Raw genomic sequence first — 18,221 nt, forward strand, 5'->3', positions numbered from 1 at the left:
TACGACGTGGAAAGGAGACGGCATGACCTCGGTGGTGGTGTTCGACTACGGGTTCGGCAATGTACGCTCGATGGTGCGGGCGCTGGCCGATCTTGACCTGGACGTGACGCTCACCTCGGACTACCGCCAATCGGTGGAGGCGGACGGTCTGGTGGTGCCGGGAGTCGGCGCGTTCGCCGCATGCATGGAGGGGCTGCGCCAGGTACGTGGCGACAGGGTGATCCGTGACCGTCTGGAGGACGGCCGGCCCGTGCTGGGCGTGTGCGTCGGCGAACAGGTGCTGTTCGATCAGGGCAGCGAACACGGCATCCCCGCCGAGGGACTCGGCCTGATCGGCGGCGTCGTGGGGGCACTGGACGCCGACGTGGTGCCGCATATGGGCTGGGACACCGTCGAGGTCGCCGAAGGCAGCACGCTGTTTGCCGGTCTGGAAGGCGAACGGTTCTACTACGTGCATTCGTATGCGGCGATGGAGGCGACGCCCGTCGCGGATGATGTCGCGCCGGCCGCGATGCGCGGGATGGGGCAGCGGGTGAGTTGGTGCACCTACGGGCGCAGCCGCTTCGTCGCCGCCTACGAGCGCGGCCCGCTGTTCGCTACGCAGTTCCACCCCGAGAAATCCGCCGAAGCCGGCTCGCGCCTGCTGCGCAACTGGGTGGGCGTGCTGTAAGCGGCTTCGCCCGCTCCACATAACGAAAGGAACACCATCATGGCTTTGACACTGCTTCCCGCCGTCGATGTGCGTGACGGCAAGGCCGTGCGCCTGCGCCAGGGCGCCTCCGGTTCCGAAACCGACTACGGCTCGCCGTTGGAGGCCGCCCGCACGTGGGTGGAATGCGGCGCCGAATGGATTCATCTGGTCGATCTGGATGCCGCGTTCGGCACCGGTGACAACCGCGCCCAGCTCAGGGCGATCGTCGCGGAGCTGGGCGAGCGCGTGCACATCGAGATGAGCGGTGGCGTACGTGACGATGCCAGCCTTGAGGCGGCGCTGGAGGCCGGTGCCGCCCGCGTGAACATCGGCACCGCCGCATTGGAGAATCCGGAGTGGACCGCCGACGTGATCCGCCGCTATGGCGACCGCGTGGCCGTCGGCCTGGATGTGCGCGGCCATACGCTGGCCGCCCGTGGATGGGTCAAGGAGGGCGGCGACCTGTTCGAGACGATGGCGTTCCTCGATTCGGTCGGCTGCTCGCGGTATGTGGTCACCGATGTGGCCCGTGACGGCATGATGAGCGGACCGAACATCGACCTGCTGCGCGAGGTCGCCGAACGCACCGACGCCAAGGTCACGGCATCCGGCGGCATCTCCTCGCTCGACGATCTGAAGGCGATCAGGACGTTGGCGCCGCTTGGCGTGGATTCCGCGATTCTCGGCAAATCCCTGTATTCGCGCGCCTTCACGCTTCAGGAGGCATTGGCCGTCGCCGCCGACTGACGGGGTGGACGCCATCGGCGCGTGTTAACACGATGTGACACAAACTCGTGGGAAGATGATGCATATGGATAGACAGCAAGAGTTTGCGCTGCGCACCGTCGAGGAGCGCGATGTGCGTTTCATCCGCCTGTGGTTCACCGATGTGCTGGGCACGCTGAAATCGGTGGCGATCGCACCCGCCGAGCTGGAGGCAGCGTTCGAGGAGGGCATCGGATTCGACGGTTCGGCCATCGAAGGCATGACCCGCGTCTCCGAGGACGATATGATCGTCAAACCGGATCCGTCCACGTTCCAGATCCTGCCGTGGCGCGGCGGCCCGCAGGGCACCGCCCGCATGTTCTGCGACGTGCTGACCCCGGACGGCGAGCCCTCGCTCGGCGACCCGCGCCATGTGCTCAAGCAGTCGCTGGCCAAGGCCAAGGAGAAGGGGTTCACGTTCTACGTGCATCCCGAGATCGAGTTCTACCTGTTCGAGAACCAGGAGGACTGGTCCAAGCCGCCGACCCCGATCGATTCGGGCGGATACTTCGACCACGTGCCGCGCAGCTCCGGCATGGATTTCCGCCGCGCCACCGTGAACATGCTCGAACAGATGGGCATCTCCGTGGAATATTCGCACCACGAGGGCGGCCCCGGCCAGAACGAGATCGACCTGCGCTACGCCGACGCGCTCACCGCGGCGGACAACATCATGACCTTCCGCACCGTGGTCAAGGAGATCTCGCTGGAACGCGGCATCTACGCCAGCTTCATGCCCAAGCCGCTGGCCGACCAGCCCGGCTCCGGCATGCACACGCACCTGAGCCTGTTCGAGGGCGACGCGAACGCCTTCTACGAGGCCGGCCAGGAGTTCAACATGTCGCTGACGGCCCGCCAGTTCGCGGCCGGCATCCTGTACCATGCGGCGGAGATCTGCGCGATCACCGACCAGTACGTCAACTCGTACAAGCGCCTGTGGGGCGGCAACGAGGCGCCGAGCTACATCTGCTGGGGGCACAACAACCGTTCCGCGCTGCTGCGTATCCCGCAGTACAAGCCAGGCAAGGGCAATTCGGCGCGCATGGAGTTCCGCGCGCTCGACCCGGTGGCCAACCCGTACCTGGCGTACTCGGTGCTGCTGGCCGCCGGTCTGGACGGCATCGAACGGCAGCTGCCGCTCGGCGAGCCGACCAGTGACGACGTCTGGGAGCTGACTGATGCCGAACGGCGTGCGATGGGCATCCAGCCGCTGCCCGAGTCGCTGGACGAGGCGTTGAAGATCATGGAGAAGTCCGACTTCGTGGCCGGCGTGATCGGCGAGCACGCGTTCGAATACTTCCTGCGCAACAAGCGCCAGGAGTGGAACGAGTACAGCCATCAGGTCACCCCGTACGAGCTCAAGACCTACCTGCCGCGCCTGTAGCGTGTCGTCGATGGACCATTGCCGCGTCCCCGCCGGAGTTTTCCGACGGGGACGCGCCGGCATTCGACGCCGAACGCCAGCGCACCGGCATCATTCGAGTTCATACGAACGCTCCACCAGCGCGGTGTCGTCGTAGTCGACGATGCGCGCGTTCACCGTTCCCGTGGTGCGCGGCAGCTCGTAGGCGAGCGTGGCGGTGGTCTGCGCCCCGGGGAGCAGCGCGAGGTATTCGGAGCTCTCCTCATACCCCTCCACCGGCTCGCTCAGGTAGGCGTCCTCGAGTTCGGTGCCGTCAAGGAACGCCTGGATGTCGCCGAGCTGGGACAGCGACCGGATCTCATCGGAACGATTGATCCACCGAAAGGTGACGATGACCGTGTCGATGCCCTCATAGGTTGGCGTGCCACGCTGGATATCGTCGATGCGTACCTCGGCGAGGGCGGTGTCATCCCAGTCGCGGATCGTGCTCATCCCCTCGGTGTCGGTGGGCGTGGGGATCTGCGGCAGTTCGGAGGAATCAATCTGTTCGAACGGTGAGGTGGGTGTATCCTCGCCGATGGCGAAGGCCGACCTGATCGTGGCGGTGTCGCTATAGTCGGTGATGCGCACATCCAATGGCGTGGTGGTGTCGCGCAGCGCATAGGCCACGGTGATCGTCGATCGGCCTCCCGGCGGGATATCGTTGATTGATGACACGGGGTCGTAACCGGGCAGCAGGCTGGCGTCATCGCCGACATACAGGAAGGAATCCCGGAGCGCCACACCGTTCTGGAACACCTCGAGCTCACCGATCGAACCGAGTGACGTGGTGGCCGATCCCTCATTGGAGGCTTCGACCTCGACGATGACGGTACGGGCGTCGAAGTCGTCATGGATGCCCGCGTAGGCCCGGGCGATCGTGAACGACATGCGTTCGTCGTCGTATTCATCGATCAGCGTGCCGGTCCGTTCGAACGTCTCCGGTTCCTTTTCGGTGTAGTCGTAGTCGTCCTCGTCGTCCGCGGACCAGGAGAACGATCCCCGCGAGGTATCGGAGACGGTGTTGCGTTGCGCCATAACGACGCCGATGACAGCGGCCGCCACGACGATGATGGCGGTGACCGTAACGGTGACGATCACGGCGGCGGCACGATTGGACGTGGACGACCGTGCCGCCGTCGCGGCTGGCGGGCGCGATGCCGGAGACGTGGGACGGCCTGCGCCGTTGGCGGTCCGTGATTGTCGGGTGCGGATGGCGTGAATGAGATAGACGACCGCGCCGATGACGATCAGGACGCCGAGCGAGTTGCCGAGGAGCGAGGCGATGGCCAGCAGGAAGAGCACGAAGCCCAGTTGTGCGGCCAACGGTTTCTTGGTTGGCTGGTCGGCGCGATTCGCCGCGTTCACCACCGGATTGGTGGTGGGACGTGTGGAACCTGCCGGCTGCGACGGTGGGATGTTCGGCTTCGGATATGCCGATGGGGGAGGCGTGGTGCTGGCCGAGGGCTTGGATGTCGGAACCGCTGCCGGTGCCGACGATGCTTTGGACGGTTGGCTCGTGGACGGTTGGCTCGCGTGGTAGTAGGCCTGCTCGATGCGCTCCTGCCTGCGGCGTTCGGCCCGTTTCTCCGCCTTGCGCTGGCGTTCCTCGCGTTGGTGTTGTTTGGCGTCGATCTTCGATTCACGGTCGACCACGGTACTGGGATCGATATAGTCCGGTGCCTGATCCACATCAAACGGGGAGATATAGTCATCGGTGTTGCGCTTGCCGAACAGACCCATGGGTGCTGCCCTCCCTCATCGCCGGGCGGATACACTCCCAATTGTACGGGAAGGACGCGGGAACCACTCACTGGCGCGGATCGCCGAACCAGTCGGAGTAGATCAGGGAGAAGTTGCGGTTGCCGTATGAGGAGCATGCGTCGCCTTCGCCGGAGCCGGCCTCCAGGGCGGCCCGATTCGGCTGGTAGGGCGTGTAGATGTACAGCAGTGCGGTCGCGTTGTTCTCGATGTAGACATCGCTGCCGCCGCAGGCCGGAACCGGGTTGTACTGCACATAGTTGAACCTGCCGGCGTGGTAGTTGTAGTCGTCGAAGTGGGCCAGATAGTAGCGGTAGCGGTGGGCGGCGCCGTAGACCTGATTGAAGAATCCGGCGTAGGCGGGATCGCAGTTCGCGTCGTCGGGGCAGCTCAGTCCCATGGCGGCGCGGATCTGGAAGTCGGTGGGGTCCGCGGCCGTGACCAGATGCTGCTCCTTCTGCAGCATCGTCAGCAGCACCTTCTGGCTGATGCCGCAGGCCCGGGCCGATTTGTCGATGATGGCGGACGCGCTCTCGCCGGTGGCGCCTTCGTAGACCTCGCACAATTCGTCGGCGGGCTGCGTTGCGGTGTCGAAGGCCATCGAGGCGAGCGCGCCGCCCTGCTGGTCGAGGAACGCCTGGACCTCGGCCTGGCTCATGGCATCGGCGTTGAAGAACTGGCTGTCGGAGATGATGTTGCCCGGGTTGAACCCGTAGCGCTGCGCGGTCTCATCCTGCGCGGCGGTGGCGGCCGACACCTCCGCGCGCCACCGGATGAACATCGTGAGCCCGGCAACCACCCCGATGATGCAGATCAGAGTCACCAGAGGCACGGCGATCATGGTCAGCCGTTGCCTGAACCTCGCGCGTTTCCATGCGCGCAGCCACGTACGGGTGAGCGTGCGGCGCTTGGTTCGTCGAGCTGACGTCTTGGAACGTGTGCGGGAGGGTTTGCGTGTGGTCATCGTGCTCCAGGACGGTATTCAGTAGGGGAATTTGGCGTTCAGTTGGGAACCGTGGACGGTCAAGGCGCGTCGAATCGCATGGTATCGGAGACATGTCATGTCTATGATCGGAGCAGGTTTCCAACTGAACATGAACATCCCCTACTGAAGCGCCTTGCGGATACGTTGCAGGCTCACGGGGCCGGCGGTGCCGAGCTCCTGCGCCCAGAGCGAGACGTAGAACTCCTCGAGCATCCAACGGGCGGTGTCCGCCTGCTTGGTCAGTGATTCGTGCCGGGGCCCGGCCGGTTCGGCCTTGGCGCGGGCCGTCGCCGCGTCCACGAGCTGCCGGGCTTCGTCGGCCTCCCACGCCCAGCGCACATCACGGTTCTTATCGGCTTTGGCCTTGTTCAGGCGCAGCATGTCGGCCTGCAGATATGCGGCCAGGCGCGGCAGCGACGCCGGGGGCGTGGCGCCGATGAAACCTGGGTATACCAGCGTGGCGATATGTTCCCGGATCGACTGCAGCACCGAGAGCATCGGCAGATCGGCCGGTCCGGAGACCGCCTTATCGATCTCGGCGTAGCGTTTGAGCATCGTGATCACGTCATGGGCCACCGCATACACCGTGTCCTCGAACACCTGGGACACCTCCGCCACGGCTTCCGCCAGCGCGGCATCGTCCGGCAGCTGGTCGATATGCGGCAGCAGGCGTTTGACCGCAGCCAACTGCAGATCCTCGACCAGATCCTTGGTGGATTTGTATGGCGCGGAGGCCAGCATCAGGGCCTCCGCGCCCAGCCAACGCGAGGAGACCCGTTCGGAGGGCATCCGGAGGGCGTCCAACGCGCCGCGCCACAGCATGGTCTCACGTGATTCGGTGGTCGCCCCGGCCTTCTGCAACAGGTTCGCCCGTTCGACCAGCTTGCCTTGGTCGCCGGCCGCTTCCGCCCTGCGCCGCACCATCTGACGGGCCGAGGCCTCGGCCTCCTGCGCGAACCGGCGCTGCAAGGCCACCAGGTCCTTGCCGGTGCCCAGCACCTTGACCCCTCCGCGATGGCGGCGCGGGCCGCGCGGGGTTCTGACCGGGGGCAGCGGCTGCTCCACGGCGTACGTCATCCGCAGATACGGGGTGAGTTTGTTCCAGAGTTCCGTCCCCAGCACTTCGGGATGGATCTGCGCGCCGACCGTGTGGATGGCCGCCTGGGTGAACACATGCGCGAAATCCGGCCAGGCCGCGCCCTGGGTACCGGAGACGACCTCCACCGGCGCATCCTCGGGCGGCAGATTCGGCTTCTGCCGGTCACCCGAACCAGGCAGGTCCGGGTAGTGATCGTCGATCCACAGGCGAATCTTGCGCGCCGTATACGGCGCGGGCACGAACTGCACGCGCAGCGCCTTCGGCAGCGCCTTGATCAGCCCCACGATCAGCTCGTCCAGCAGGCCGGGCACGCTCCAGGTGAACTGCTCGGGCGTCAGACGCGAGAGCGCCTTCAACGGGATGTGCACGGTCACGCCATCATCCTGCGCCTGCGGGTCGTACACGTAGCTCAGTCTCAGGTCGATCGGCATGCCATCGGTGCCGAGCGTATGCCACTGGTCCGGGTAGTCGGCCAGACTCACCGACTCCGTGTCGGCCAGACGCTCCACCTTCTCCGGGTCGAAGTCCAGGAGGTGCGGGTCGTCGTCATACGCGGTCTTCCACCACTTGCCCAGATCGGCCACCGACGTCACATCGTTGGGGATACGCGCGTTATAGAAGTCGAACAGGTCCTCGTCGCTCACCGTGCCGGCCAGCTGACGCGTACGGCTCGCATCCTCCGCGGCCTCCTCAAGCACCTCCAGATTGCGCTGCACGAACGCATCATGCTGGAACCGCTGCTGGATGTCGCCCTCGACCAGGCCCTGTCGGATCAGGAAGTCGCGCGCCTCGGGCGGATTGATCCGTCCCCACTGCACGGTGCGGTCCTGCACGATCGGCAGGCCGTACAGCAGCACCTTCGCGCTGGCCACAGCCGAACCGCGCGAGCCGGACCAGTGCGGCTCCGCGTAGGTGGTGCGGGTCAGGCTGCCCGCCAACGGCTCGGCCCACGCCGGATCGATCGAGGCCGAATACCGCGCCCACAGGCGGCTGGTCTCCACCAGTTCGGTGCTCATGACCCACGGCGGCGTGGACTTGGCCACGCTGGAGGCGGGGAACAGCGCGAACCGCGTGCCGCGCGCGCCCTGATAGTCGTTCTTCGCCATCTTCTGGGCGCGCTTCATCGCCCGCGCCTTCGCCGCGCCCTTGAGGCCGGCGAAATCCGAGGCCTTCGGTTCGCGCAGCACCTGCATGCCCATCATCGAGAGCAGGCCGGCCAGCATGGAGGTGTGGATGCCCTGCGCGTCCCAGGAGCAGCACAATGCGTGCGCCGCCTGCTGGTTGATCGGCAGCTGGCGGATTTTGAGGTCCGGGCGGGAGATCGGAATCGGCTCGCCCACCTTGAATTTGAACTCGCGACACATCTCGGTCAGCTGCGTGACCAGATCCTTCCACTGGCGCATGCGCAGCCAGCTGAAATACTCGGTTTTGCAGATGCGGCGCAACGCCGAGTTGCTGGGATTGCCGTCCGCCTGGAACACGCGGTCCCAGATGTTCAGCGCGGTCAGGAAGTCGCTGGACGGGTCGGCGTAGCGGTTGTGGATGCGGTCGGCCTCCTCGCGGTTCTCCTCGGGGCGTTCGCGGGGGTCCTGCAGGCTCAGGAACGCCACCACCACCAGCACCGCGGCCAACGTGTTCGGCGTGGTCGAGCGCGCCGCCTCAATCACCATGCGCCCCAGGCGCACGTCGATCGGGATGCGGGCCAGCTGCCTGCCGATATGGGTCAGCGTCACGCCGCCCTGACGGCGCGCGATCGCCTTGAGTTCCACCAGCTCGTTGAAACCGTCGGAGACGGCCTTCATATCCGGCGGGTCGATGAATCCGAACGTGGTCACGTCCTCGGCGGTGCGGGCCACGCCTACGCTGAGCATGTGCAGCACCACCGCGCCCAGCGAGGTACGCAGGATCTCCGGCTCGGTGAACCGCGGCCGCGTCTCGTAGTCCTCGCGGCTGTACAGGCGGATGGCGATGCCGTCGGCCACACGGCCGCATCGGCCGGAACGCTGGTCGGCGCTCGCCTGGCTGATCGGCTCGATCGGCAGCCGCTGCACCTTGGCGGTTTTCGAATACCGGGAGATGCGGGCCGTGCCCGGGTCGACCACGTAGCGGATGCCCGGCACCGTCAGCGAGGTCTCTGCCACGTTCGTGGCGATGATGATGCGCTGATGCGTGTGCGCCTCGAACACCCGATGCTGCTCCTTGGCGGACAGGCGCGCGAACAGCGGCACGATCTCGATGGCGTCCGGCCTGCGCATGTCGGAGGCTCGCGGGCCGTAATGGTGGCGCAACGCGGCCTCGAACTCGTGGATGTCGCGTTCGCCGGAGGCGAAGACCAGGATGTCGCGCGGGCCGGTCACATGGCTGGAGTGGATCACCAGCTCGGCGCAGGCGCGGGCCACGGCGGTCGGCATGTCGATCGGGGTGTCGCGCTCGCGGCCGCGGCCCTCACGTTCGGAGGGGCTCGGTGCGGCCGAGAGCTCCGCGTATGCCTGCTCTCCGGGCATCGCGCCGGTTTCGAACCCGGGCACGGAACGCATCAGCGCGGGGGCGGTGCCCAGCGGCTCGTAGACGATCTGCACCGGATAGGTGCGTCCGGACACCTCGATGACCGGCACCGGCGCGTGCAGGGCGCGTTCGAAATGCTCCTGGAACTTGACCGAATCGATGGTGGCGGAGGTGATGACGAGTTTCAGGTCGCGGCGCCGGGGGAGCAGCGCCGTCAGATAGCCGAGCAGGAAGTCGATGTTGAGGCTGCGTTCGTGCGCCTCGTCGATGATGATCGTGTCGTAGCGGCTCAGCTGCGGATCGCGTTGGATCTGCGCGAGCAGGATGCCGTCGGTGACCACGCGCAGACGGGTGTTCGGGGAGCTTTCGTCGGTGAAGCGCACCTGGTAGCCGACCTCGTCGCCGAGCCTGACGTCCATCTCCGCGGCGATGCGTTCGGCGACGGTGCGTGCGGCCAAGCGGCGGGGCTGCGTGTGCACGATCTGGTGGCCGTGCGAACCGCGGCCGAGTTCGAGCAGGATCTTCGGCAGCTGCGTGGTCTTGCCGGAACCCGTCTGTCCGGAGACGATGACGACCTGCGAGGTGCGCACCGCCTGCGCGATCTGGTCCCTGGCCGCGCTGACCGGCAGCTCCTTCGGATACTCGAACCTCATAAACCCCATTCCTCGTGTCGCCTATTACCTCGTGCCGGATTCTCGCCGCCGGCGGCCGGCCTCATCCTTCCCGCAGAATCTCAATGATACGGAAGCCCTTGGAGCTGGCGTATTTGCTCACCGCGAACCCGTTGCCCAACGCTTCGGCCAGCCACGGAATCAGCGAATCGGCCCCCAGATTCCGCTGCACCACCAGATACGCGGCGCCGCCGGCGTTGAGCCGTGGCAGCCAAGCCATCAGTAGCGTGTGCAGCGCCTCCTTACCGATGCGGATCGGCGGGTTCGACCAGATTACGTTGAACTTCGGCTCGGCCGGCATCGGTTCGGCGCCGGACACATGCTGTTCGGCCAGAGGCGCGCCCTGTTCGTCGGTCTGCGCGATGCGGATGCGGTCGCAGCCGTTGCGCTTCGCGTTGCCGGCCGTCAGCTCCAGCGCCCGCTCGTTCACGTCCACCGCCCACACGTCGGCTTCGGGCGATTCCATCGCCATCGCCAACGCCACGGGGCCCCAACCGCAGCCCAGATCCAGGAACGTGCCGTGTTCCGGCAGTTCAGGCGCGTGGCGCAGCAGCACCGAGGTCCCCAGATCAAGCCGGGAGCCGGAGAACACCCCGTTCGAGGTCTCCACGTCGGCCTCGAATCCACGCAGCGTCACGTGCAGCGTACGGCGCACATCCTGCGAGGCGGGCGTTGCCGAGAAATACTGTTCGCTCATGGTGCTCATCCTCATCTGATTGGCTCATGCGGTGGATGCAGGCCGTCTTCCGGAGGCCCCATCTCGTCGCGTTTGTCCACACGATTGTACGCCGCACCCCTTCCGCGTGCGTTCCCGGTAGGCGGGTGCGTGAGGTGTACGTACTGCGGCGGTGTATCAAGGAGCCGATGCCGGGATAGTCGGTCATAGGGCGGGTGGCGGACGCGGGAGCTGGGGTGCGCCGGGCGTTGTCGGTGTGGTTACGGATAATGAGACGTTGATTTGGACCATGGTTCGAAGACGATAGGTGGAATTTGACAGAATACAACGAACTGACAGCCGGGAACGGGTCGGAACCCGTGACTTCCGACGCCGTGCCGGTGCAGGACGTCCGGACGTCGGGGACCGGTGCGGAAACGACGCGCGGCGAACACTCCGACGAACGGCGTGACGTGCTGTCTGAACAGTCGGAGGTGCTGCTCGACGATACGCAGCGGGGCGCGGGGTTCGCCGCCGATTCCGACGAGCTGTGGGAGGAACGCGAGGGGCGCAACGCGCTGCGTCATGTCGTCGGCCTGGGCGAGATGCAGGACGTCACCGAGGTCGAATACCGCAAGGTGCGTCTGGAGCGCGTCGTGCTGGTCGGCGTCTGGTCGAGCGCGGTGACCACGCAGGCGCAGGCGGAGGAATCGTTGCGCGAGCTTGCGGCACTCGCCGAAACCGCGGGCGCCGAGGTCTGCGACGGTCTGCTGCAGCACCGCTACCGTCCCGACGCGGCCACATACGTCGGTTCCGGCAAGGCCAAGGAAATCGCGGGCATCGTGGCGCGAGAGGAGGCCGACACGATCATCGTGGACGACGATCTGCCGCCGAGCCAGCGTCGTGCGTTGGAGGACGCCACCAAGGTCAAGGTCGTGGACCGCACGGCCGTGATCCTCGACATCTTCGCGCAGCATGCCACCAGTCGGGAGGGCAAGGCGCAGGTGGAACTCGCCCAACTGCAGTACATGCTGCCTCGACTGCGCGGCTGGGGCGCCTCGCTGTCGCGGCAGGCCGGCGGTCGCGCCGCAGGCGCCGACGGCGGCATCGGATCGCGTGGTCCGGGTGAGACGAAGATCGAGATGGACCGCCGCGTGATCCGCAACCGCATCGCCCGTCTGCGCAAGCAGATCGCCCAGATGGCGCCGGCCCGCGACGTCAAGCGTGGCGCTCGCCGCCGGTATGGACTGCCCACGGTGGCCGTGGTCGGGTACACGAACGCCGGCAAATCCTCTCTGACCAACCGGCTGACCGGTTCCGCCGAACTCGTCGAGAACGCGCTGTTCGCCACGCTGGACACGGCCGTGCGCCGGGCTCGGGCCAAGGACGGACGGCTGTACGCGTATGTTGACACGGTCGGATTCGTCCGCCGCCTGCCCACGCAGCTCATCGAGGCGTTCAAATCCACGTTGGAGGAGGTGGGCGAGGCCGATCTGATCCTCCACGTCGTCGACGGATCGCATCCCGATCCGTTCTCGCAGATCGACGCGGTCAACGAGGTGCTTTCCGACATCGAGGGGGTGGGGAACATCCCCGTCGTCATCGCCTTCAACAAGGCCGACATGATGGACGAGGCCGCGCGTGAGCGCATCGGGGCGCTCGCGCCCGAGGCCCATATCGTCTCCGCCGCCACGGGCGAGGGCGTCGATGCGCTGCGCGCCCAGGTCGAGTCGATGCTGCCGACGCCGAACGTGCATGTTTCGGCGTTGCTGCCGTACTCGTCGGGCTCGTTGATTTCGCGTGTGCGCGAATACGGCAGGATCGACGGCATCGAATACCGTGAGGATGGCATCATGCTCGAGGCCCAGGTCGACGGCGTGCTCGCCGCGCGCATCGTGGATGAGTCGATTGGCTGAGTCCGCCGGCCCCGTTGTCGGGGACGGATGCGGCCGTGTGCGAATCATGCGCCGAACCGGGCCGATTATGCCGAAAACGTGAGCAATATCACAATCCGTGGTATCGTGCGTCGGTCGCCAAACGTCACGTAGTGCGGATAAAATCTGAGGTGTTGCGTAAAAGAACCCGGGCGCATCCCGGGGGTTTACATTCCGCTAAGAGAGGTCAACAACATGGTGGATTCCCCCATTAAGCCCACAAAGCTCGCCATCATCGGTGCCGGTGCCGTCGGCTCCACGCTCGCCTTCGCCGCCGCCCAGCGCGGTGTGGCCCGTGAGATCGTCCTCGAGGACATCGCCAAGGATCGCGTCGAGGCCGAGGTGCTCGACATGCAGCACGGCTCCAGCTTCTTCCCGACCGTCTCCCTGCAGGGTTCCGACGACGTCGAGATCTGCCGCGACGCCGACATGGTCGTCATCACCGCAGGCGCCCGTCAGAAGCCCGGCCAGACCCGTCTCGATCTCGCCGGCGCGACCATCAACATCATGAAGTCCATCATTCCGAGCGTGGTGAACGTGGCGCCGAACGCCATCTACATGCTCATCACCAACCCGGTGGACGTCGTCACCCATGTCTCGCTCAAGCTGTCCGGCCTGCCGGCGAACCAGATGTTCGGTTCCGGCACCAACCTGGACTCGGCCCGCCTGCGCTTCCTGATCGCGCAGCAGACCGGCGTCAACGTCAAGAACGTGCATGCCTACATCGCCGGCGAACACGGCGATTCCGAGGTCCCGCTGTGGGCCTCCGCCACCATCGGCGGCGTTCCGATGTGCGACTGGAGCCCGCTGCCCGGCCACGAGCCGCTCGATGCCGACAAGCGCGAGGAGATCCATCAGGAGGTCAAGAACGCGGCCTACCGCATCATCCAGGGCAAGGGCGCGACCAACTACGCCATCGCCATGTCCGGTGTGGACATCATCGAGGCCGTGCTGCACGATGCGAACCGCATCCTGCCGGTCAGCTCGATGCTGGACGACTTCCACGGCATCTCCGGCGTGTGCATGTCCGTGCCGACCCTGATCAACCGTCAGGGCGTGAACTCGCGCATCAACACCCCGGTGTCCGACCGCGAGCTCGCCGCGCTGAAGCGCTCCGCCGAGACGCTGAAGGAGACCGCCGCCAAGTTCGGTTTCTGATAGGCCGTCCGTCAGCCGTTGTGCAGGAAGCCCCGACGATATGTCGGGGCTTCCTGCGTTGGGACGGGCATGTGTCGGGACGAGGTTCGGGTTGTACGCCACCGGTCCCTGTTGCGCGGCGGTCCGTCCGCGAGGCCTGCGGCCTTGATGGGCGTGTTGTCGCGGGAGGGCGACAACTCGCCGTTGGGGTTCTGGTTTGGTGTGCGTGTTGTCGCGTGGTGGCGACAACTCGCCGTGGGGGTGCTGGCTTAGTGTGCGTGTTGTCGCGGGGTGGTGACGACTCGCTGTGGGAGCGAAGCGCGTTTCGTCTCGCGGCCTGCTTATTGAGAATGAGAAGCATGTTGAATTGGCTGTATGTCAACGAAATTCATTATCGATAAATTGTGATTCTCAATAAAGTGGTCTACGGTGGTGGCAGATTGGAAAGGAGTTTTGAATGGCACATGTGCATGGGTCCTCGGCCGCGGGGGAGGGACACCAGCGGCGCCTGATGGCGACGCTGGCGTTGACGGGATCGGTGTTTGTGGCGGAGGTGGTCGGGGCGATCGTCACGGGGTCGTTGGCGCTGCTGGTGGACGCCGGCCATATGCTCACCGATATGTCCGTGCTGGCGGCATCGGCGATCACCGCGGTGCTGATGCGCCGCCGGCCGAATGACGTGCGCACGTGGGGCTGGTCCAGGCTGGAGGTCATCACGGCGGCGGAGGGGGCCACGGTGCTGCTGTTCGTGGGCGTGTACGCGTTGGTGGAGGCTGGCATGCGCCTGTTCGGCGGGCATGGCGACGACGTGCGCGATGTGCGTCTGCTGCTGTGCTTCGGCGTTCTGGGGTTGGCGGCGAATTGCGGATCGATGGTGGTTCTGGCGTCGAACCGTGAGGACAACATGAACATGAAGGCGGCGTTTCTGGAAGTGGTCAACGATGCGCTGGGCTCCATTGCCGTGGTGGTGTCCGCCGTGGTGATGATGGCGACCGGCTGGTCCGGGTTCGATGCGGTGGCCGGTGGGGTGATCGCGCTGCTGATGATTCCCCGTGCCGTGCGGTTGCTGGTTTCGGCCGGGCGTGTGCTGCTGGAGGAGACGCCCGAGGGGTTGGATCTGGGCGAGGTGCGTCGTCATCTGGAGGAGGTTCCCCGTGTGGTGGCCGTGCATGACCTGCATGCCAGCACCGTGGCGACCGGTATGCCGGTCCTGTCGGCGCATGTGGTGGTGGAGCGTGATGTGACCATGCAACAGGCCGGGGAGGTGCTGGAGCGGATGCAGGATTGCCTGCGCGAGCATTTCCCGGTGTCGATCGGGCATACGACCTTCCAGCTGGAGCCGGAGGGGTATGATTCCCCGAGCTCCGTGCAGATGCATGAGTAGATCGGCCCGGTGACCGTGCGCTCCGCGCCGCGGATGTCCTGTGCGATTGCGCGGCATCCGTGTGATCGCCGGCGTTTGCGGTTTGCACCGGCGCCGGCGTGATGATGCCTACCTCGCCAATGGCAGCCGTGCGGTTGCCGGCGCTTACAGCTTGCGCAGTACGGTGACGACCTTGCCCATGATCTCGGCGTGGGTGCCGTCGATGGGGGAGTAGGCGGGGTTGTGCGGGATGAGCCAGACGTGTCCGTTCTCCTTGCGGAAGGTCTTGACCGTGGCCTCGTCATCCAGCAGCGCGGCGACGATATCCCCGTTCTGCGCCGTGTGCTGTTCCCGGATGACCACGAAGTCGCCGTCGCAGATCGCCGCGTCGATCATCGAATCCCCGTGCACTTCAAGCATGAACAGGTTTCCGGTACCGGTGAGCCGTTCCGGCAGACGCATGACGTCATCGACGTGCTGCTCGGCGGTGATGGGCACGCCCGCGGCGATGCGGCCGACCAGCGGGACGTCGCGCGATTCGATGATCGAGGCGCTGTCGCCCTGCTTCGCCGGGAAGGGAAGGACGGTTGCCGCCTGGGGAGAGGGGGGATCCTCCTCCACCAGCTCGATTGCCCGCCCCTTGTTGGCGTTCATGCGGATGAGGCCCTTATCCGCCAATGCCTGCAGCTGATGTTTGACCGATGAGGGGCTTTTCAGCCCGGAAGCCTCCCCGATCTCGCGGAAGGAGGGGGCGAAGCCGTGTTTCGAGACGTGGTCCCTGATGGCGTCCAGCACCTTGCGCTGGCGGTCGGTCAGCGCCGAGGCGTCGGACTGGGTGTCCGTGGTCTTCGGGGGGAAGGGGACGGTGCTCACGGCTGCTCCTTTCAGTGACGTTGCATTCAGCATAACGTGAAAACCATATGAAATCAAACATCTGTTCGAGTGTCGGGTTGCGCATGTCGAACATCTGTGCGAGAATCAGAACAGATGTTCGATAGAACATGTGTTCGAAAGGAATGGTGGTCGCGATGCAGACGGGCGTTCGGACGATGGGCAGTGAAGCCGTGGCACGGCGAGGCGTCGCTGCCGGTGGCCGCACGGCGGCCGGGGTCGCGCGGCGGCGCGGCAGGACGCGCCTGACCGTCCGCGGGCGCGTCGTGGTGGCCGTGCTTTCGGCGCTGCTGGCGTGGGCGTGCTTCGGGTTGGTGGGCACCTGTGAAGCCCGTTCCGATATGGGTGCCACCGCAGTCAGCTCGTACACGGTCCGTCCGGGGGATACCTTGTGGTCGTACGCCGCCCGTATCACTCCGGCGGATGGCGATGTGTGGGAGACGGTGGCCGTTCTGGAGGAGTTGAACGATCTGCCGTCCTCCGAGTTGACTGTCGGTCAGCGCCTGATCGTCCCGGTGTGGTAGCGACACGCCAGAATCTAGAGGTACGGGGTATTCTGGGGCCATGCATTGCCCGTTTTGCCAGAACCCCGATACCAGGGTCATCGATACCCGCATCAGCGATGACGGCCATTCGATTCGGCGTCGCCGTGAATGTACCCAATGCGGAAAGCGGTTCACCACCGTGGAATCGACGATGCTGTTGGTGATGAAGACATCGGGCAACATCGAACCGTTCGACCGCAACAAGGTGATCTCCGGCGTGCGAAAGGCCTGCCAGGGCAGGCCGATCAGGGAGGAGGATCTCAAGGCGCTGGGGCAGCGTGTGGAGGAGGACCTGCGCGCGAGGGGATTGGCCCAGGTCAAATCCGAGGACGTGGGCAAGGCCATTCTCGAACCGTTGCGCGAGCTGGACGTCGTGGCATACCTGCGATTCGCCAGCGTATACCAGAACTTTGAGAGCCTCGAGGATTTCCAGAACGCCATCGACGGGCTCAAAGACGTGGATACGCAGGCCTGAACCGTGGCCGTACGCGGGCTTGAACCGCAACGGTTTGCCGAACCATGACGTTATACGGGCCTGCCGAAGGCCGGATATGCGGAACCGCCGTTCCCGGGTTGGTGCCGGGGACGGCGGTTCTCTCGTTCCACGGGGGATTCAGCGAATCACGCGGGTACGGATTGTGCCTTGGATGGCGGCGATCGCGTCCATCGTGGCGTCGTCCGGTACCTGGGAGACGTCGGTGACCACGTAGCCGAGCGAGCCCTGGGTGCCCAGCGACTGCGCGGAGATGTTGATGTTGGCGTCGCCCAGCACGTTGTTCATATCGGCCAGCACGCCGGGCAGATTGGCGTGCAGATGGATGACGCGCGCGGCGCCCGCGCAATCGCCCAGCGCCAGCTGGGGGAAATTCACCGACAGCGACGTGGACCCTCTGAACCAGTAGTCCTCCAGCCGCTGCGTGACAAAATGGCCGATGGACTCCTGGGCCTCAAGCGTCGAGCCGCCGATATGCGGCGTCAGCACCATGTTGTCCATATCGGCCAGCGGCGTTATGAACGGGTCGCCGGTCTTCTTGGGCTCAACCGGCCAGACGTCCACGGCCGCGCCGGACAGGTGCCCGGAATCCAGATGACGCTTCAATGCATCCAGATCGGCCACGAACCCGCGTGAGCAGTTGATGAAGATGGCGTCCTGCTTCATGGCGGCGAACTGGTTCTCGCCGAAGAACCCGGTGTTGGACTTGCGCCCGTCCACGTGGAGCGTCACGGCGTCGGAGGCCTCCAGCAGCTCGTCAAGGGTGTCGCAGCGGTGGGCGTTGCCCAGGGCCAGTTTCTCGTCGATGTCGTAGAACAGCACGCGCATGCCCAGCGCCTCGGCCAGTACCGACAGCTGCGAGCCGATATTGCCATAGCCCACGATACCGAGCGTCTTGCCGCGCACCTCGTGCGACCCGGAGGCCGACTTGTCCCACAGGCCATGCTTGAGATGATGCGTGTGGGCGGGCACGCGCCGCATCAGGCAGATGATGTCGCAGATCACCAGTTCCACCACGGACCGGGTGTTGGAATACGGCGCGTTGAACACGGCCACGCCGTGAGCGCCGGCATAGTCCAGGTCGACCTGGTTGGTGCCGATGCAGTAGCAGCCGATCGCCGACAGACCGGGGCGGGCGTCGATGACGCGGGGCGTCACCATGGTCTTCGACCGGATGCCGAGTAGGTCGACGCCGTCGAGCGCGTCGATGAGCTCATCCTCATTCAACGCGCCCTTCATCGTCATGACGTCGAAGCCGCGTTTGCGCAGCGATTCGGCCGCAAACGGGTGAATATTCTCCAATAACAGTGCTTGAGGCATATCC

14 protein-coding genes are annotated in these 18,221 nt (G+C 65.6%); 8 read left to right on the plus strand and 6 right to left on the minus strand.

The window, feature by feature from the left end; all coding sequences use genetic code 11:
- Window positions 1-22 precede the first annotated feature (22 nt).
- The 3 genes from hisH to OU11_RS07385 all read left to right on the plus strand — a co-directional run bounded on the left by hisH (window position 23) and on the right by OU11_RS07385 (window position 2,840).
- A complete protein-coding gene (gene hisH / locus OU11_RS07375) occupies window positions 23-670 on the plus strand; it encodes an imidazole glycerol phosphate synthase subunit HisH (protein ID WP_033515762.1) in 648 nt (215 codons plus the stop codon).
- Window positions 671-709: 39 nt separating this feature from the next.
- Window positions 710-1,438 carry a bifunctional 1-(5-phosphoribosyl)-5-((5-phosphoribosylamino)methylideneamino)imidazole-4-carboxamide isomerase/phosphoribosylanthranilate isomerase PriA gene (priA, locus tag OU11_RS07380; RefSeq protein ID WP_033515764.1) on the plus strand — a complete coding sequence of 243 codons (729 nt, stop codon included), beginning with the start codon at window positions 710-712 and terminating at the stop codon, window positions 1,436-1,438.
- A gap of 64 nt (window positions 1,439-1,502) precedes the next feature.
- Window positions 1,503-2,840 carry a glutamine synthetase family protein gene (locus OU11_RS07385; RefSeq protein WP_033515766.1) on the plus strand — a complete coding sequence of 446 codons (1,338 nt, stop codon included), beginning with the start codon at window positions 1,503-1,505 and terminating at the stop codon, window positions 2,838-2,840.
- Between the two features lie 90 nt (window positions 2,841-2,930).
- Here OU11_RS07385 and OU11_RS07390 read toward each other — a convergent pair whose 3' ends face one another.
- The 4 genes from OU11_RS07390 to OU11_RS07405 form a co-directional block, all read right to left on the minus strand.
- A complete protein-coding gene (locus OU11_RS07390) occupies window positions 2,931-4,601 on the minus strand; it encodes a DUF5067 domain-containing protein (protein ID WP_033515768.1) in 1,671 nt (556 codons plus the stop codon).
- Between the two features lie 67 nt (window positions 4,602-4,668).
- Entirely contained in the window at window positions 4,669-5,460 is a 792-nt protein-coding gene (locus tag OU11_RS07395; protein ID WP_033515770.1) for a hypothetical protein, read from the minus strand.
- Between the two features lie 264 nt (window positions 5,461-5,724).
- Entirely contained in the window at window positions 5,725-9,861 is a 4,137-nt protein-coding gene (locus tag OU11_RS07400) for a DUF3418 domain-containing protein (protein WP_033515773.1), read from the minus strand.
- Window positions 9,862-9,922: 61 nt separating this feature from the next.
- Window positions 9,923-10,576, minus strand: a complete 654-nt coding sequence (locus OU11_RS07405; RefSeq protein ID WP_052122776.1) for a class I SAM-dependent methyltransferase — start codon at window positions 10,574-10,576, stop codon at window positions 9,923-9,925.
- A gap of 431 nt (window positions 10,577-11,007) precedes the next feature.
- On the opposite strand from OU11_RS07405, the gene hflX reads away from it, so the two are divergent.
- From hflX to OU11_RS07420, 3 genes are all read left to right on the plus strand, one after another.
- Window positions 11,008-12,450 carry a GTPase HflX gene (gene hflX / locus OU11_RS07410; protein WP_033515842.1) on the plus strand — a complete coding sequence of 481 codons (1,443 nt, stop codon included), beginning with the start codon at window positions 11,008-11,010 and terminating at the stop codon, window positions 12,448-12,450.
- Window positions 12,451-12,663: 213 nt separating this feature from the next.
- The gene (locus OU11_RS07415; RefSeq protein ID WP_033515777.1) at window positions 12,664-13,626 is read left to right on the plus strand and encodes an L-lactate dehydrogenase; all 963 of its coding nucleotides are present in this window, start codon (window positions 12,664-12,666) and stop codon (window positions 13,624-13,626) included.
- Window positions 13,627-14,062: 436 nt separating this feature from the next.
- On the plus strand, window positions 14,063-14,989 hold the full coding sequence (locus OU11_RS07420; protein ID WP_033515779.1) for a cation diffusion facilitator family transporter: 927 nt from the start codon (window positions 14,063-14,065) through the stop codon (window positions 14,987-14,989).
- A 144-nt stretch (window positions 14,990-15,133) separates the two neighbouring features.
- On the opposite strand, the gene lexA is transcribed toward OU11_RS07420, so the two are convergent.
- A complete protein-coding gene (gene lexA / locus OU11_RS07425; protein WP_033515781.1) occupies window positions 15,134-15,841 on the minus strand; it encodes a transcriptional repressor LexA in 708 nt (235 codons plus the stop codon).
- Window positions 15,842-15,996: 155 nt separating this feature from the next.
- On the opposite strand from lexA, the gene OU11_RS07430 reads away from it, so the two are divergent.
- Both OU11_RS07430 and nrdR read left to right on the plus strand, forming a co-directional pair.
- Window positions 15,997-16,383 (plus strand): LysM peptidoglycan-binding domain-containing protein, encoded by a 387-nt coding sequence (locus OU11_RS07430; protein WP_152597117.1) that lies wholly within the window; start codon window positions 15,997-15,999, stop codon window positions 16,381-16,383.
- A gap of 40 nt (window positions 16,384-16,423) precedes the next feature.
- The gene (gene nrdR / locus OU11_RS07435) at window positions 16,424-16,879 is read left to right on the plus strand and encodes a transcriptional regulator NrdR (protein WP_033515783.1); all 456 of its coding nucleotides are present in this window, start codon (window positions 16,424-16,426) and stop codon (window positions 16,877-16,879) included.
- Between the two features lie 138 nt (window positions 16,880-17,017).
- Here nrdR and serA read toward each other — a convergent pair whose 3' ends face one another.
- A complete protein-coding gene (serA, locus tag OU11_RS07440) occupies window positions 17,018-18,217 on the minus strand; it encodes a phosphoglycerate dehydrogenase (protein WP_033515784.1) in 1,200 nt (399 codons plus the stop codon).
- Window positions 18,218-18,221: the final 4 nt, after the last annotated feature.

It is taken from the genome of Bifidobacterium pullorum DSM 20433 (assembly GCF_000771405.1).
GTDB lineage: Bacteria > Actinomycetota > Actinomycetes > Actinomycetales > Bifidobacteriaceae > Bifidobacterium > Bifidobacterium pullorum.

Excerpts from the sequence above, each read along its gene's own strand:
- hisH (WP_033515762.1), top strand. The coding sequence starts at position 23 with ATGACCTCGGTGGTGGTGTTCGACTACGGGTTCGGCAATGTACGCTCG.
- priA (WP_033515764.1), top strand. The coding sequence starts at position 710 with ATGGCTTTGACACTGCTTCCCGCCGTCGATGTGCGTGACGGCAAGGCC.
- OU11_RS07385 (WP_033515766.1), top strand. The coding sequence starts at position 1,503 with ATGGATAGACAGCAAGAGTTTGCGCTGCGCACCGTCGAGGAGCGCGAT.
- OU11_RS07390 (WP_033515768.1), bottom strand. The coding sequence starts at position 4,601 with ATGGGTCTGTTCGGCAAGCGCAACACCGATGACTATATCTCCCCGTTT.
- OU11_RS07395 (WP_033515770.1), bottom strand. The coding sequence starts at position 5,460 with ATGATCGCCGTGCCTCTGGTGACTCTGATCTGCATCATCGGGGTGGTT.
- OU11_RS07400 (WP_033515773.1), bottom strand. The coding sequence starts at position 9,861 with ATGAGGTTCGAGTATCCGAAGGAGCTGCCGGTCAGCGCGGCCAGGGAC.
- OU11_RS07405 (WP_052122776.1), bottom strand. The coding sequence starts at position 10,576 with ATGAGCGAACAGTATTTCTCGGCAACGCCCGCCTCGCAGGATGTGCGC.
- OU11_RS07415 (WP_033515777.1), top strand. The coding sequence starts at position 12,664 with ATGGTGGATTCCCCCATTAAGCCCACAAAGCTCGCCATCATCGGTGCC.
- OU11_RS07420 (WP_033515779.1), top strand. The coding sequence starts at position 14,063 with ATGGCACATGTGCATGGGTCCTCGGCCGCGGGGGAGGGACACCAGCGG.
- OU11_RS07430 (WP_152597117.1), top strand. The coding sequence starts at position 15,997 with ATGCAGACGGGCGTTCGGACGATGGGCAGTGAAGCCGTGGCACGGCGA.
- nrdR (WP_033515783.1), top strand. The coding sequence starts at position 16,424 with ATGCATTGCCCGTTTTGCCAGAACCCCGATACCAGGGTCATCGATACC.
- serA (WP_033515784.1), bottom strand. The coding sequence starts at position 18,217 with ATGCCTCAAGCACTGTTATTGGAGAATATTCACCCGTTTGCGGCCGAA.